At 67.6% G+C, this 13,389-nt stretch carries 14 protein-coding genes and 1 pseudogene; 13 read left to right on the top strand and 2 right to left on the bottom strand.

Translation table 11 applies throughout. The features are described 5' to 3' along the window. Positions 1-65: 65 nt before the first annotated feature. The 12 genes and pseudogenes from hrcA (at position 66) to LTA6_RS14775 (ending at position 10,093) form a co-directional block, all read left to right on the top strand. A complete protein-coding gene (hrcA, locus tag LTA6_RS14720) occupies positions 66-1,100 on the top strand; it encodes a heat-inducible transcriptional repressor HrcA (RefSeq protein WP_341974490.1) in 1,035 nt (344 codons plus the stop codon). 44 nt (positions 1,101-1,144) lie between these two features. Continuing rightward, positions 1,145-2,260 (top strand): molecular chaperone DnaJ, encoded by a 1,116-nt coding sequence (dnaJ, locus tag LTA6_RS14725; protein WP_341974491.1) that lies wholly within the window; start codon positions 1,145-1,147, stop codon positions 2,258-2,260. 15 nt (positions 2,261-2,275) lie between these two features. Further along, positions 2,276-3,004 carry a 16S rRNA (uracil(1498)-N(3))-methyltransferase gene (locus tag LTA6_RS14730; protein WP_341974492.1) on the top strand — a complete coding sequence of 243 codons (729 nt, stop codon included), beginning with the start codon at positions 2,276-2,278 and terminating at the stop codon, positions 3,002-3,004. Between the two features lie 55 nt (positions 3,005-3,059). Further along, positions 3,060-3,410, top strand: coding sequence for an HIT domain-containing protein (locus tag LTA6_RS14735; RefSeq protein ID WP_407358183.1), 351 nt, complete (start codon positions 3,060-3,062; stop codon positions 3,408-3,410). 49 nt (positions 3,411-3,459) lie between these two features. After that, positions 3,460-4,485, top strand: a complete 1,026-nt coding sequence (locus LTA6_RS14740; protein WP_341978399.1) for a PhoH family protein — start codon at positions 3,460-3,462, stop codon at positions 4,483-4,485. Continuing rightward, positions 4,482-4,940, top strand: coding sequence for an rRNA maturation RNase YbeY (gene ybeY, locus LTA6_RS14745; RefSeq protein WP_341974494.1), 459 nt, complete (start codon positions 4,482-4,484; stop codon positions 4,938-4,940). The genes LTA6_RS14740 and ybeY overlap by 4 nt, the downstream gene beginning before the upstream one ends. After that, positions 4,937-6,232, top strand: a complete 1,296-nt coding sequence (locus LTA6_RS14750; protein WP_407358184.1) for a hemolysin family protein — start codon at positions 4,937-4,939, stop codon at positions 6,230-6,232. The genes ybeY and LTA6_RS14750 overlap by 4 nt, the downstream gene beginning before the upstream one ends. After that, complete coding sequence (era, locus tag LTA6_RS14755) at positions 6,225-7,121, top strand: GTPase Era (RefSeq protein ID WP_363547188.1); 897 nt, start codon at positions 6,225-6,227, stop codon at positions 7,119-7,121. Before LTA6_RS14750 ends, era begins: the two co-directional genes overlap by 8 nt. A 54-nt stretch (positions 7,122-7,175) precedes the next feature. Beyond that, positions 7,176-7,694, top strand: a complete 519-nt coding sequence (locus LTA6_RS14760) for a sigma-70 family RNA polymerase sigma factor (protein WP_407358185.1) — start codon at positions 7,176-7,178, stop codon at positions 7,692-7,694. After that, on the top strand, positions 7,691-8,674 hold the full coding sequence (locus LTA6_RS14765) for a hypothetical protein (RefSeq protein WP_407358186.1): 984 nt from the start codon (positions 7,691-7,693) through the stop codon (positions 8,672-8,674). The genes LTA6_RS14760 and LTA6_RS14765 overlap by 4 nt, the downstream gene beginning before the upstream one ends. Beyond that, complete coding sequence (locus LTA6_RS14770) at positions 8,671-9,153, top strand: hypothetical protein (protein ID WP_341974499.1); 483 nt, start codon at positions 8,671-8,673, stop codon at positions 9,151-9,153. The genes LTA6_RS14765 and LTA6_RS14770 overlap by 4 nt, the downstream gene beginning before the upstream one ends. Further along, a pseudogene (locus LTA6_RS14775) lies at positions 9,153-10,093 on the top strand (NADP-dependent oxidoreductase). Before LTA6_RS14770 ends, LTA6_RS14775 begins: the two are co-directional and overlap by 1 nt. Here LTA6_RS14775 and LTA6_RS14780 read toward each other — a convergent pair. Then, positions 10,090-10,743, bottom strand: coding sequence for a hypothetical protein (locus tag LTA6_RS14780; RefSeq protein ID WP_341974501.1), 654 nt, complete (start codon positions 10,741-10,743; stop codon positions 10,090-10,092). The pseudogene LTA6_RS14775 and the gene LTA6_RS14780 sit on opposite strands and share 4 nt — an antisense overlap. Before the next feature lie 195 nt (positions 10,744-10,938). On the opposite strand from LTA6_RS14780, the gene leuA reads away from it, so the two are divergent. Next, a complete protein-coding gene (gene leuA / locus LTA6_RS14785; RefSeq protein ID WP_341974502.1) occupies positions 10,939-12,693 on the top strand; it encodes a 2-isopropylmalate synthase in 1,755 nt (584 codons plus the stop codon). Positions 12,694-12,696: 3 nt separating this feature from the next. On the opposite strand, the gene LTA6_RS14790 is transcribed toward leuA, so the two are convergent. Then, on the bottom strand, positions 12,697-13,383 hold the full coding sequence (locus tag LTA6_RS14790; RefSeq protein ID WP_341974504.1) for a TRIC cation channel family protein: 687 nt from the start codon (positions 13,381-13,383) through the stop codon (positions 12,697-12,699). Positions 13,384-13,389: the final 6 nt, after the last annotated feature.

The raw sequence follows: 13,389 nt of genomic DNA on the forward strand, positions 1-13,389 counted from the left end.
GTAGAATTGGCACTCTGAGTATTCGAGTGCCAGCGAACATCGGCGAGACAACGGGAGGAGGCGACATGGTCACCGAGCGAGGACTGCAGGTTCTCCGCGCGATCGTGCAGGACTATGTCGAGACCCGCGAACCCGTCGGGAGCAGGTCGATCGTCGACCGGTACTCCTTCGGCGTCTCCGCGGCGACGATCCGCAACGACATGGCGCAGCTCGAGGACGAGGAGCTGATCGCCGCACCGCACACCTCCTCCGGGCGGGTGCCGACCGACAAGGGCTATCGCGTCTTCGTCAACCACCTCGCCCAGCTGCGACCGCTCTCGGTCGCCCAGCGCACGGCGATCGAGTCGTTCCTCGCCGCACCCGCCGACCTCGACGACCTCATGGCCCGCACCGTCCGCGTGCTCACACAGCTCACGGGTCAGGTCGCGCTCGCCCAGTATCCGTCGTTCGCGCGCGCGCACCTCACGCACCTCGAGCTCGTCGCCCTGGCGCCGAACCGTCTGCTCGTCGTGCTCGTGACCGATGCCGGTGGCGTATCCCAGCGGCTCGCGCCGCTTCCCGTCGACGTCGACGAAGCAGACATGGCGGTGCTGCGTGCGCGTCTTTCCGCCCTGATCACCGGTCGTGCGGTCAGTGATGCCGCAGACCGTCTGGGCGGACTGCTGGCGGCGGCGGACTCGAAGACGAAGGATGCCGCGCTGCACACTCTCGCGTCGGTCATCGTCGACGAACTGGGAGAGTTCCGCCAGGAGCGGCTGGTGATGGCGGGAGCGGCGACGCTGGCCCGTCGCGAGCAGGACTTCCGCGGCAGCATCCATCCGATCCTCGAGGCGATCGAGGAGCAGGTCACCCTGCTGCGGCTGATGAGCGAGATGGTGAGCGACGAGCACGGCCTCGCGACGAGCATCGGCACGGAGAATGCTCCGTTCGGACTCGGCGAGGCCTCGATCGTCGCCAGCAACTACGCCGCCCCCAGCGGAACGGCGAGAGTCGGCGTGATGGGGCCGACCCGCATGGACTATCCGAGCAACCTCGCGGCGGCACGGGCCGTGGCCCGCTACCTGTCGCGGCTGCTCGACGAAGACGAGGGAAGCCGCTGACGCGGCTCCCGCACGAACGAACGCGCGTACGCGGAAAGGTGATTGTGGCGGACCACTATGAGGTTCTCGGAGTTTCCCGGGACGCTTCCACTGACGAGATCAAGAAGGCCTACCGACGCTTGGCGAGGCAGCTGCACCCGGATGTGAATCCGGGCGAGGAAGCGTCGGAGCGCTTCAAGCTCGTCACCCATGCCTATGACGTGCTCAGCGACGACGACTCCCGTCGTCGCTACGACATGGGCGGCGGTGACGGCGCCGGCCAGAACTTCAGTGGCTTCGGCGGGTTCGGCGACATCTTCGAGCAGTTCTTCGGGGCGTCACAGGGTGGCGGGCGCAGCGCCCGGCCGCGGTCGCGCCGGGAGCGCGGCCAGGACGCACTGGTCCGAGTGACACTCGAGCTCGGCGACGTCGTGTTCGGTGCGCACCGCGACATCGAGGTCGACACCGCCGTGCTCTGCGAGACCTGCCAGGGCTCCTGCTGCCAGGAGGGCACTTCGCCGGTGACCTGCGACATCTGCGGTGGATCCGGTCATGTGCAGCGTCAGGTGCGCAGTCTCCTCGGCAACGTCGTCACCTCTGCCCCGTGCGGCAGCTGCGAAGGCTACGGCACCACGATCCCGTATCCGTGCGCGACCTGTGGCGGTCAGGGGCGCGTGCGCTCTCGTCGTACGGTCTCGCTGGACATCCCCTCCGGTGTCGAGACCGGCCTGCGTCTGCAGCTTCCCGGCTCCGGCGAGGTGGGCAAGGCGGGCGGTCCGAACGGTGACCTCTACGTCGAGGTGACCGTGTCGCCGCACGCCGCGTTCAGCCGCGACGGTGACGATCTGCTCGCGACGCTCGAAGTGTCGATGACCGACGCGATTCTCGGCACGGAGACCTCGATCGACGGCCTCGATGGCGTCGTCGATCTGGAGATTCGTCCCGGCGTGCAGGCGGGCGACGTGCTCACCATCAAGGGCCGCGGAGTCACGCCACTGCGCGGTAGCCAGCGCGGCGACCTTCGGGTGGGAGTGCAGGTCGTCACGCCGACGAAGCTGGACTCTGCTCAGCGCGCGCTGATCGAGGACTTCGCGAAGAAGTCGAAGGCACCGGCTCCGCAACTCGCGCAGTTCCAGCAGGGTCTGTTCTCCAAGCTCCGCGATCGCTTCCGCACGCACTGACCGAAGGACTGAGCCATGGCGCTGCACTTCCTGCTTGAGTCGTCGTCGGATGCTTCGGTGGGCGACATCGTGTCGCTGACCGGTGCCGAGGCGAAGCATGCCGCCGTCGTGCGGAGGTTGCGGGTCGGTGAAACGGTGACGGTCGGCGACGGCTCCGGAGTCTGGCTCGCCGGGGTGGCCGAGGACGTGTCGCCATCGCAGGTCGATGTGCGGATCTCGGAGCGCACGGAACACGCGGCGCCGAGCCCGAGGATCGTGCTCGTGCAGGCGTTGGCCAAGGGCGACCGCGATGAGCTGGCTGTGCAGGCTGCGTGCGAGCTCGGCGTCGACGAGATCGTGCCGTGGCAGGCCAGCCGCAGCGTTTCGCGGTGGGACGGGCCGAAGGCGATCAAGGGCCGGGAGCGTTGGGCCTCCATCGTGCGCGAGGCGGCGAAGCAGGCGCACCGCGCCTGGGTTCCTGAGGTGTCAGCGCCGGTGTCGACCGCGCAGCTCGTCGAGCGCGTGGCGGTGCAGCGGGTGCTGCTGCTCGATCCGACGGCCGAGGTCCGGTTGTCCGACCTCACGCCAGACGGCCGAGACATCGTGCTCGTCGTGGGACCGGAAGGTGGCATCTCCGACGAGGAGCTCCGCCGCCTGGCGGATGCCGGTGCCGAACGCGTGCTGCTCGGTGAGACCGTGCTGCGCACCTCGACCGCTGGCCCTGCGGCGATCGCCGTGCTGTCGGTGGCCCTCGATCGCTGGTGATGCCCCGATGGGCTCCGGCGCCCATGGCACACAGGCCCGCAAGTAAGCTGGACCCATGACGGAACCCTCGATCTTCACGCGCATCCTGAACGGGGAGATCCCCGGCGAGATCCTCGCCGAGACCGACCGCCTCTTCGCACTGCGCGACATCGCCCCGCAGGCCCCCGTGCACCTCCTGGTGATCCCGAAGACGCAGGAGTACCCGAATGTCGCCGAGCTGGCGGCCGCCGATCCCGCCTTGCTGGCCGAGCTCATCGAGTTCGCCGAGAAGCTCGCGGTCGAGCACACCGAGGACGGCGATTTCCGCCTCGTCTTCAACACCGGTGCGAACGCCGGTCAAACCGTGTTCCACGTCCATGCCCATGTGCTGGGCGGCGGACTGAGCGAGCGGAGCGTCGGTGCCTGACTCCCGAGAATCCGAGGTCGTGGAGCGGATCTACGCCGATGGCGTCGCCATGGTGCAGTTGCTCGGGCCGCAGGATCGGCTGCTGCGGATGCTCGAGAAGGAGCACCGTGATGTGCAGGTGCTGGTCCGCGGCAACGAGATCACGCTGACCGGCGATGCCGAGGCGGTCGCCAAGGCGAAGACCCTCGTCGACGAGCTGCTCGCGATGACGAAGGCAGGTCACGATCTCGTGCCCAGTGATGTCGAGAACTCCGCCAGAATGCTGCGCCACGAGGGCGGTCCTCGTCCGAGCGAGGTGCTCGGTGAGGCGATCCTGTCCACCAGGGGCAGGGTCATCCGACCCAAGACGCTCGGGCAGAAGGAGTACGTCGACGCGATCGAGGAGAACACGATCGTCTTCGGTATCGGCCCCGCCGGCACCGGGAAGACGTACCTCGCGATGGCAAAAGCCGTGCAGGCGCTGCAGCGCAAAGAGGTCACCCGGATCATCCTCACGCGACCGGCCGTCGAGGCCGGGGAGCGTCTGGGGTTCCTCCCCGGAACGCTGAGCGACAAGATCGACCCGTACCTGCGACCTCTGTACGACGCGCTGAACGAGATGATGGACCCCGAGATCGTGCCGCGCCTGATGGCCACGGGCACGATCGAGGTCGCTCCGCTCGCGTACATGCGCGGGCGCACGCTGAACGACTCCTTCGTCGTGCTCGACGAAGCGCAGAACACCACGCCTGAGCAGATGAAGATGTTCCTCACCCGCCTCGGTTTCGGCACGAAGATGGTCGTCACGGGCGACATCACGCAGGTCGACCTCCCGCAGGGCGCGTCCGGACTGCGCCTCGTGACGCGGGTGCTGAACGACATCGAGGACATCCACTTCTCGCGACTCACCAGTGCCGACGTGGTGCGCCACTCCCTGGTCGGACGGATCGTCGACGCGTACAGCGAGTACGACGAGCAGCGAACCGCGCAGCGGTTCGAGCGCGAGCAGGCGGCAGAGTTCGCGAACCGCGCAGAACGCCGCGGACCCCAGCGACCAGGACCCCGAGACCGGATGCCGAAACGAGGACTCTCATGATCGAGATCAATAACGAATCGGCCATCGTCGTCGACGAGACCGTGCTGCAGCGGCTCACGGACTTCAACCTCGCGCAGATGCACGTCAGCCCCGACGCCGAGGTGGCGATCGTGCTCGTCGACGAGGGCGCCATGGAAGCCCTGCACGTGCAGTGGATGGACGAGCCCGGCCCGACCGATGTGCTGAGCTTCCCGATGGATGAGCTGCGCCCTGGCACCGAGGACCGTCCGACCGCTCCCGGTCTGCTCGGCGACATCGTGCTGTGCCCGCAGGTCGCCGAGACGCAGGCGCAGGCCGCCGGCCATTCGCTGATGGACGAGCTCATTCTGCTGACCACGCATGGACTGCTGCACCTCCTCGGATTCGACCACGCCGAGCCCGACGAGGAGCGCGAGATGTTCGGACTGCAGAAGGAGCTCATCGTGGGCTTCGCTGCAGCCGAACGCCGACGATGACAGCCGGATTCCTGCTCGCCGGCGCCGTCCTGCTCGTCGCCTTCGGCGGCCTGATGGCGGCGATCGACGCCGCCTTCGGTGTGACGTCGCGCTCCGACCTCGAGGAGATGGGCGCCGACGGCCGCAATGCCCGCCAGCTGGCGAGGATCGCAGCCGACCCGGACGTCCACGTCAACGCGGTGGCGTTCATCCGCGTTCTCGCCGAGGTGACGGCCGCCGTGCTCGTCACCGTCGCCTTCACGAGCCTCTTCGACAACATCTGGTGGGCGATGCTCGCCGCTGCCGTGCTGATGACGGGAATCACCTTCGTTCTGGTCGGAGCCAGCCCGCGCACGTTCGGCCGACACCACTCCGATCGGATGCTGCGTGCCAACGCCCCGATCGTACGAGGACTGCGCATCCTCCTCGGTCCGCTCGCGCAGGGGCTTGTCGCCCTGGGAAACCGGGTGACCCCCGGTACCGGCCGCAGCTCCTTCACCTCGGAGGAGCAGCTGCTGAGCATGGTCGATGAAGCCGCATCCAACGACCTCATCGAGGCCGACGACCGTGACCTCATCCACTCGGTCTTCGACTTCACCGACCAGTTCGTCCGTGCCGTGATGGTCCCGCGCACCGAGATGGTGACCGTCGATGCCACCGCGTCGACCAGCGAGGCGATGGCGCTGTTCCTGAACCGCGGTGTGTCCCGGATGCCGGTCGTCGACGACGAGGCCGACGACGTCGTCGGGGTCCTCTATTTGAAGGACCTCGTGCAGTTCGCCTTCCGCGACGAGAACGCCTGGCGCACGGCATCCGTCCGCCCGATCGCTCGACCAGCGACCTTCGTGCCGGAGTCGATGCGCGCCGAGACCTTGCTGCAGCAGATGAAACGCGACGCCGTTCATGTGTGCCTCGTCATCGACGAGCACGGCGGCATCTCCGGGTTGGTGACCCTGGAAGATCTGATCGAAGAGCTGGTCGGAGAGATCGCAGACGAGTACGACCAGGTCTCGGCCGAGATCGTCGAACTGGGCGCCGGACGGTACCGGGTCAGCGCGCGGCTCTCACTCGAAGACGTCGGCGACCTCTTCGGCCTGGAGCTCGAGGACGAAGACGTGGACTCGATCGGCGGACTGCTCGGCAAGGAGCTCGGCCAGGTGCCGCAGCCCGGCTCGACCGCGACGGTCGAGGGCTTGGAGCTCACCGGCGGCGCGTCGCGGGGACGTGGTCGCGGGATCGCGACCGTCTTCGTGGAACGCGCGGCCGGGAACGTGGAAGGAACGCATCATGAAGGAGAACGACGAGATGACTGAGCAGACGCGAAGCGGGTTCGTGACCTTCGTCGGCCGGCCCAATGTGGGCAAATCCACACTGACGAACGCCCTGGTCGGCGAGAAGATCGCGATCACCAGCGAGAAGCCGCAGACGACCCGACGGGCGATCCGCGGCATCGTGAATCGGCCCGAAGGGCAGCTCGTGATCGTCGACACCCCCGGCATCCACAAGCCGAGGACGCTCCTGGGCGAACGACTGAACAATCTCGTCGAGCAGGTTCTCGGCGATGTCGACGTCATCGGCTTCTGCGTTCCTGCCACCGAGAAGGTGGGGCCGGGTGACCGGCGGATCGCCGCTTCTCTGGACGGTTATGCACGGGCGAAGAAGATCGCGATCGTGACGAAGACGGATGCGGCCGGCCGCGACCAGATCACGGAACGCCTGATGGAGGTCGACGCCCTTCGCGAGGACTGGGACGCCGTGATCCCGCTGTCGGCGCTGACGCGCGACCAGCTGGAAGTGCTGTGCGATGAGGTTCTCTCCCTGATGCCGGTGGGGCCGGCGCTCTACGACGAGGGAATCACGACGGACGAGTCCGAAGAGGACCGGATCGCCGAGATCATTCGCGAAGCAGCTCTCGAGGGTGTGCGAGACGAATTGCCGCACTCGATCGCGGTCGTGATCGACGACATCGCGCCGCGTGAGAACAGCGACCTCACGGACGTGCACGCCCAGATCGTCGTCGAGCGCGACAGCCAGAAGGCCATCATCATCGGCCACAAAGGGTCTCGGCTGGCGGATGTCGGCAAGCGCGCACGGGTGGGGATCGAGGAGCTGCTCGGCACGCGGGTCTTCCTGGGACTGCACGTGAAGGTCGCGAAGGAGTGGCAGCGCGACCCGAAGCAGCTCGGCAGACTCGGGTTCTGAGGTGGCGGCCCGAACCGCGCCGGCCGAGGTCGCACTCTCCTCGGCTCCCCGGGAATGAGCGGCGGAAGCCACGACCGGGAAACGCGCCGCAATGAGATCTTCAACCGGATCTTCGACGAGCACTGGGCACCGGTCCGCCACCATATCGAGTGGATCGTCGACGACGATGCCGAGGTGTCCGAGGTGCTCTCGGAGGTGTTCCTGCTGGCGTGGTCGCGACTTGATCCCGACCGCCCCATGGGACGGATCTGGCTGCTTCGTGCTGCGGACCGCAGGTTGCGGGGACGTGCGCGGCGCCCGCGCCCGCGGACGAAGATGCTCGAGGTCGTGCACGAGGAGCTCGGCGGGGAACCGCACAGAATCGGGCCGGTGGGCCGAGCGGCCGTACTCGACGCATTCACAGCCCTCAGCGCCCGCGAGCGGCGTATCATCATGCTCACATACTGGGATGGGTTGTCCGTGGGGGACATCGCCGAGATGCTGCGCACCCCGCACGCGGGAGTGAGCAGAACCTTGCGTCGGGCGCAGGAGAGGCTGCGCATCCGTCTGAACGCGGAGGGGGGGACAGGATGAGTGAGAGCACTCTGCTCGATCGGATTCTGACTAACGCCGACCCCGCAGGAACGCCGCGGGACGCGAAACCGGATGCTGCCGCGCTCATGATGCGAGACCGGATCATGAGCGGCAAAGTCAGACAGAAGCACGCTCGGGCTGTCGGGCTGCGCTGGGCGACGGCAGTGGCCGGCGTCGCCGTCGCCGGCGTGGTCGCCTTCGCCGTCTTCAGTCCGCAGGGGCAGGCGATGGCGGGCGCCCCGCAGCCCCTGACCTTCGCGGATTCCGGTTCGGTGGAGCAGATCTTGGATGACGCGCACGTGGCACTCACCGAGACCGAGGGCCCCGAAGCACCGGAGCGATTCGTCCGAGCGGCCTCGTGGGGATACGCGATCGACATGACGGCACAGGAGTCTGAGGTCGTTCCGCAACTCTCGATTCTGCGCTGGGAGGCGGACCTCTCCGGCCGGATGACGATCATCGCAGGCGAGCCTTACGACCCCGATGACGCGGTGGCCAACACGCAGGCCGAGGTCTCGAGCAGCGGTGAGATCGTGAGCGACCTCATCATGGAACCGGGTCAGTTCGGAACCCCGGTCGTCGATCCTCCCGGTTCTTCGGCCGAAGATATGGTCGCGATGCTCACCGCATTCGGCATGCCGAACGACCCCACAGCCGGTGAGGTCTCCCGATACCTCAGTGATGCCGTCGAGCAGTGGACCCTCACGAACGAGCAGCAGGGTCATCTCCTGGACGTGCTCGCCGCCGCCGAGGGAACGACCGCGCTCGGCGCGACGACGGACCGGCTCGGCCGACCTGTCGCCGGGATCAGCATGCCGTCGGCGAATGGGGCGGCGACCGAGGTCATCCTGATCTCCTTGGAGACAGGTCGGATCGTCGGCATGGAGACGACGAGCCTGGGGGGCGAGGACGACATGCTGCCCGCGGGGGCGATCATCGCCTACCGCCTGTGGGACGTGACAGAGGAGATGGTGCGATGACGCGCTGGAGAACCGTTGTGGGCGTGGCACTGGGCATGCTGATCGGTGCGATGGCGATGACGCCCGCTGTCGCAGATGCCTCCCCGGACGGTATCGATGCCGATCCGCAGATCGTCGAGATGATGGAAGCGGTTCCCGGCGGCGTCCTCGTCGATGCGTATCACGCGGTCTGGCCGGCGCTGGATATGGAGATGACGGTTCCGAGCGGGAGCGCCAGAACGGCGCGCGCAGCGGTGGGACCTTGCGCAGACGGACGTGTCTGCGTGTTCAATGGTTACTCCCTGAACGGCTCCTCGCTCAGTTGGGGCGTGTGCGGCGGCCAGACGATCCCGTCGAATTTCGTCGCGAAGTCGCTCGCGCACGCGCGAACGTCAGGATCGACGCAGGCGCGGAACGGAACGACTCCGGTCGCGACCGCATACGCCGGAGGGTCGACGAACATCTACGGCCCCGTCACGAACATCCGCTGCTCCCTCTGATGGCCCGGCGCTGGGTTGCCGCGAGCTGGGGTCCGCCCGAGCGGTGGGAGTTCGTCGAGTTCGACGTGCCGGCCCCGCGACAGGGAGAAGTGACGATCCGCGTGCACGCGGCCGGCGTCAATCCCGCCGACGCGAAGCACGTCGCCGTGCCGCGCCCCGGTGCGGAGCTGCCGGTTCCCATCGGCTACGAGGTGTCCGGCGTGATCGCCGCCGTCGGTCCGGAGACGGTGATCGGCTCGGGGCCTGTGCAGGTGGGCGATGAGGTCATCGCTTTCCGGGTTCGCGGGGGCTACGCCACCGCACTCACGGTGCCGGCCGAGAAGGTGTTTGCCAAGCCGACGACGATGACCCATCCGGAAGCGGCGAATCTCCTGCTGGCGGGCACCACCGCAGCGGAGATGCTCGCCGTCGCACGTGTCGTCGAGGGGGAGACGATCCTGCTGCACGGCGCCTCAGGGGCGGTCGGCGTCAGCGTGCTCCAGCAGGCGGCACTGCGCGGGATCCGCGTCATCGGCACGGCGAGCGAGGCTCGCGCGGACGAAGTGCGCCGTTTCGGCGGCGTTCCGACGCGGTACGGACGCGGGCTCGCGGAACGCGTGCGTGAGATAGCCACGGCGCCGATCTCGGCCGCGCTGGATGCCGTGGGCACCGATGAAGCCGTGGACGTCTCCCTCGAACTCGTCACCGATCGCTCGCGGATCGTGACGGTCGCGGCACCCGGCCGCGCCGCATCCGACGGCTTCCTTGCGATCGCCGGTCGATGCCCGAGAGCGCGCGCTTCCGCGACCGCGCTCGATCCGAGCTGATCGTCCTCGCAGAGAAGGGCGATCTGGTGGTGCCGATGGCGCGCACCTTCCCGCTGGATCAGGCGCCGCTCGCTCTGCAGGTGCTCGCCGACGGGCATCCCGGGGGCAAGATCGCGCTGGTTCCCGCGCTCTAGTCGACCTCGCGCAGAGCGGATGCGACGATCACGACGCCATCGCCGAACTCTTCGTCGGCCGCCTGCTGCCAGCTCCCGTCGTCCCAGGCGACATCGACCCAGACGTAGCCCTCACGAACCGAGATGCCGAGTGCGTCGCTGCCGAGCCGGGCGGCAAGATCATCCTGGATGCGGGTGAGGTCGGCCTCCGAGGTCTTGCCCTCGACGCCTCCGGTGGGGTCTACGGGGGCGATCGGGTCGAAGAGCGCCAGCATGATCGGCTCATCGGTGCGAGCGATGCGCTCTCCGTCATAACTGCCGTAGACCGCGTAGGAACCCCAACGCGTGTCCCCGCTCGTCTCGTTGCCGTCGAGTCCGTCCCATGTCCAATCGTCGAGGGGGATCCCGTGGCATTGCGGCGGATACGACTCCATGATCGGGCCGAGGCACAGTTGCACGTCACCGGCGACATCCAGCACCGTCCCGACGCCGAGCATACGGCCGGCCGGCGGATCTGCTGGGGCGATGGCACCGAGACGCTCGGCTCCGGGGTCAGTCGCCGAACTCGTGGGGGCCGGCGAACCTCCGGGGGCGGAGGTGCACCCGGCGGCCAGCAGCAATCCGAGGAGGGCGGAGGACGTGAGAAGCAGGCGACGGCGCAAAGTGCTCATACCTCACAGTGTCACGTCGGCGTGGTTCGTCTCAGGCCGATGCGCGAACCATCCGGCGAGGACTGCTACCATGGCCGCATGCCTTTCGGCGGTCTGCTTCTTCTTAGCTGCCGCGACGAGTCCTCCAGCTAGGGCCTTCCTCGTCGCGGCGCTTGTGTTGGCCCGATCACTTTGACGAAGAGAAGAAGCCCCATCATGCAGAACACTCAGCGCCCGTCCACGATGCCGATCCACAAGTACCGGCCGTTCCACGAGCAGATCACCGTCCACCTGCCTGACCGCACCTGGCCGGATGCCCGCATCACGCAGGCTCCTCGCTGGTGCGCCGTAGACCTCCGCGACGGCAACCAGGCCCTCATCGACCCGATGTCGCCCGAGCGCAAGCGCGTCATGTTCGAGCTGCTCGTCAGCATGGGCTACAAGGAGATCGAAGTCGGGTTCCCCTCCGCCAGCCAGACCGACTTCGACTTCGTCCGGCAGCTCATCGAAGAGAACCTGATTCCCGACGATGTCACGATCCAGGTGCTGACGCAGGCGCGCGAGCACCTCATCGAGCGCACCTACGAGTCGATCGCCGGGGCGAAGCAGGCGATCGTGCACCTGTACAACTCCACGAGCGTGCTGCAGCGCGAGGTCGTGTTCCGGACCGACAAGCAGGGCATCATCGACATCGCCCTGGAAGGCGCGCGGCTGTGCCGGAAGTTCGAGAAGACGATTCCTGACACGCAGGTGTACTACGAGTACTCGCCCGAGAGCTACACCGGAACCGAGCTCGAATTCGCCGTCGACGTCTGCAACCAGGTGATCGAGGTCTTCGAACCGACTCCGGACCGCAAGGTCATCATCAACCTGCCGGCCACGGTCGAGATGGCCACGCCGAACGTCTACGCCGACTCGATCGAGTGGATGAGCCGTCACCTGGCGCACCGTGAGAACGTGATCCTCTCCCTGCATCCGCACAACGATCGCGGCACCGCGATCGCCGCGGCCGAGCTCGGCTACATGGCCGGTGCCGACCGCATCGAGGGGTGCCTGTTCGGCAACGGCGAGCGCACCGGCAACGTCGACATCGTGGCTCTGGGCATCAACCTGTTCACGCAGGGGATCGACCCGCAGATCGACTTCAGCGACATCGACCAGGTCAAGCGCACGGTGGAGTACTGCAACCAGCTGCCCGTGCCCGAGCGCAGCCCGTGGGCGGGCGACCTGGTCTTCACCGCGTTCAGCGGATCGCATCAGGATGCCATCAAGAAGGGTTTCGAGGCGATGGCGGCCCGTGCCGCTGCCGAAGGCGTCACGGTCGACGAGATCGAGTGGGCAGTTCCGTACCTGCCGATCGACCCGAAGGACCTCGGTCGCTCCTACGAGGCCGTGATCCGCGTCAACTCGCAGTCCGGCAAGGGCGGCGTCGCCTACCTGCTGAAGGCGGATCACGCGATCGATCTGCCGCGCAAGCTCCAGATCGAGTTCTCCGGCGTCGTGCAGGCCAAGACCGATTCCGAGGGCGGCGAAGTCACCAGCGATGCGATCTGGTCGATCTTCAACGACGAGTACCTGCCCGCAGCGGATGCTGCCGCGAAGTGGGGCCGGTTCGAACTGCTCGCCACGCAGACGCGCAGCGACATGTCGGGCGAGGTCGTGCTCGACGTCGTTCTCCGCGACGACGAGCAGCAGCTCGCGGTCGCCGGCTCCGGCAACGGCCCGGTCGCGGCGTTCGTCGAGGTGCTGCGGGCGCAGGGCTTCGACATCACCGTCTACGACTACGTCGAGCACGCTCTCAGCGCCGGCGGCGACGCGCAGGCGGCCGCCTACGTCGAACTGCAGGTCGGCGACCAGCGGCTCTGGGGCGTCGGCATCGACGGCGACATCTCGACGGCATCCCTCAAGGCGATCGTCTCGGGCGTGAACCGCTCGATCCGCACCCGCCAGCAGGAACTCGCCGCCGTCTGACGCCTACGGCTTGACGATCGGAATGGTGCCCGTCTCTGCCGCCACCTTGCGGCGGTAGAGACGGCGCTGTTCCGGGAGTGAGAGATCGAAGGCGACTGCCAGCACGCGGATGATCGCGGTCACCACGATCCCGATCACCCCGGCCACGGCGAGGTTCACGCCGACCGCGTTCGCGATCACGATCACGGTGCATCCGGCGGCCGCGGCCACCGCATACAGCGATCCGACATGCATGATCGCGACCGGCAGCCCCATGATGACGTCGCGCAGGACGCTGCCGCCGACGGCGGCGCACACGCCGATGAAGACCGCAGGCACCGGGGGAACCCCCAGTCCCAGTGCCTTGCTGGTGCCAAAAGCACCGAACATTCCGATGACGACGGCATCGAGACCCACGATGATCGCGTTGGCCCGGTTCAGAAGACCGGCCAGAAGCATGCCGATGATGGCGGCGCCGCCGGCGGTGACCAGATACCAGTTGTTCTGGAGCGTCGCCGGCGGCTGCCCCAGCAGCAGGTCGCGGATGAGACCGCCGCCCATACCGATGAGGATGCCGATGATCGACACGCCGAGCAGATCCAGGCGTCGCTGACCCTGGAAGCCGGAGGCGAACATCGCGCCCTGGATGCCGCCAAGGCCGACGCCGAGGAGATCCGCCCAGAGGGGAATGAAGAACTGCGGTTCGGTCACCCGTCT

The sequence above is a fragment of the Microbacterium sp. LTA6 genome (assembly GCF_045690355.1).
In the GTDB taxonomy this organism is placed as follows: Bacteria; Actinomycetota; Actinomycetes; order Actinomycetales; family Microbacteriaceae; genus Microbacterium.

Coding starts and splice junctions, on each gene's coding strand:
- LTA6_RS14750 (WP_407358184.1), top strand. CDS start 4,937: ATGACAGCCGGATTCCTGCTCGCCGGCGCCGTCCTGCTCGTCGCCTTC.
- LTA6_RS14780 (WP_341974501.1), bottom strand. CDS start 10,743: ATGAGCACTTTGCGCCGTCGCCTGCTTCTCACGTCCTCCGCCCTCCTC.
- leuA (WP_341974502.1), top strand. CDS start 10,939: ATGCAGAACACTCAGCGCCCGTCCACGATGCCGATCCACAAGTACCGG.
- ybeY (WP_341974494.1), top strand. CDS start 4,482: ATGATCGAGATCAATAACGAATCGGCCATCGTCGTCGACGAGACCGTG.
- LTA6_RS14760 (WP_407358185.1), top strand. CDS start 7,176: ATGAGCGGCGGAAGCCACGACCGGGAAACGCGCCGCAATGAGATCTTC.
- hrcA (WP_341974490.1), top strand. CDS start 66: ATGGTCACCGAGCGAGGACTGCAGGTTCTCCGCGCGATCGTGCAGGAC.
- era (WP_363547188.1), top strand. CDS start 6,225: ATGACTGAGCAGACGCGAAGCGGGTTCGTGACCTTCGTCGGCCGGCCC.
- LTA6_RS14730 (WP_341974492.1), top strand. CDS start 2,276: ATGGCGCTGCACTTCCTGCTTGAGTCGTCGTCGGATGCTTCGGTGGGC.
- LTA6_RS14740 (WP_341978399.1), top strand. CDS start 3,460: ATGGTGCAGTTGCTCGGGCCGCAGGATCGGCTGCTGCGGATGCTCGAG.
- LTA6_RS14770 (WP_341974499.1), top strand. CDS start 8,671: ATGACGCGCTGGAGAACCGTTGTGGGCGTGGCACTGGGCATGCTGATC.
- LTA6_RS14735 (WP_407358183.1), top strand. CDS start 3,060: ATGACGGAACCCTCGATCTTCACGCGCATCCTGAACGGGGAGATCCCC.
- LTA6_RS14765 (WP_407358186.1), top strand. CDS start 7,691: ATGAGTGAGAGCACTCTGCTCGATCGGATTCTGACTAACGCCGACCCC.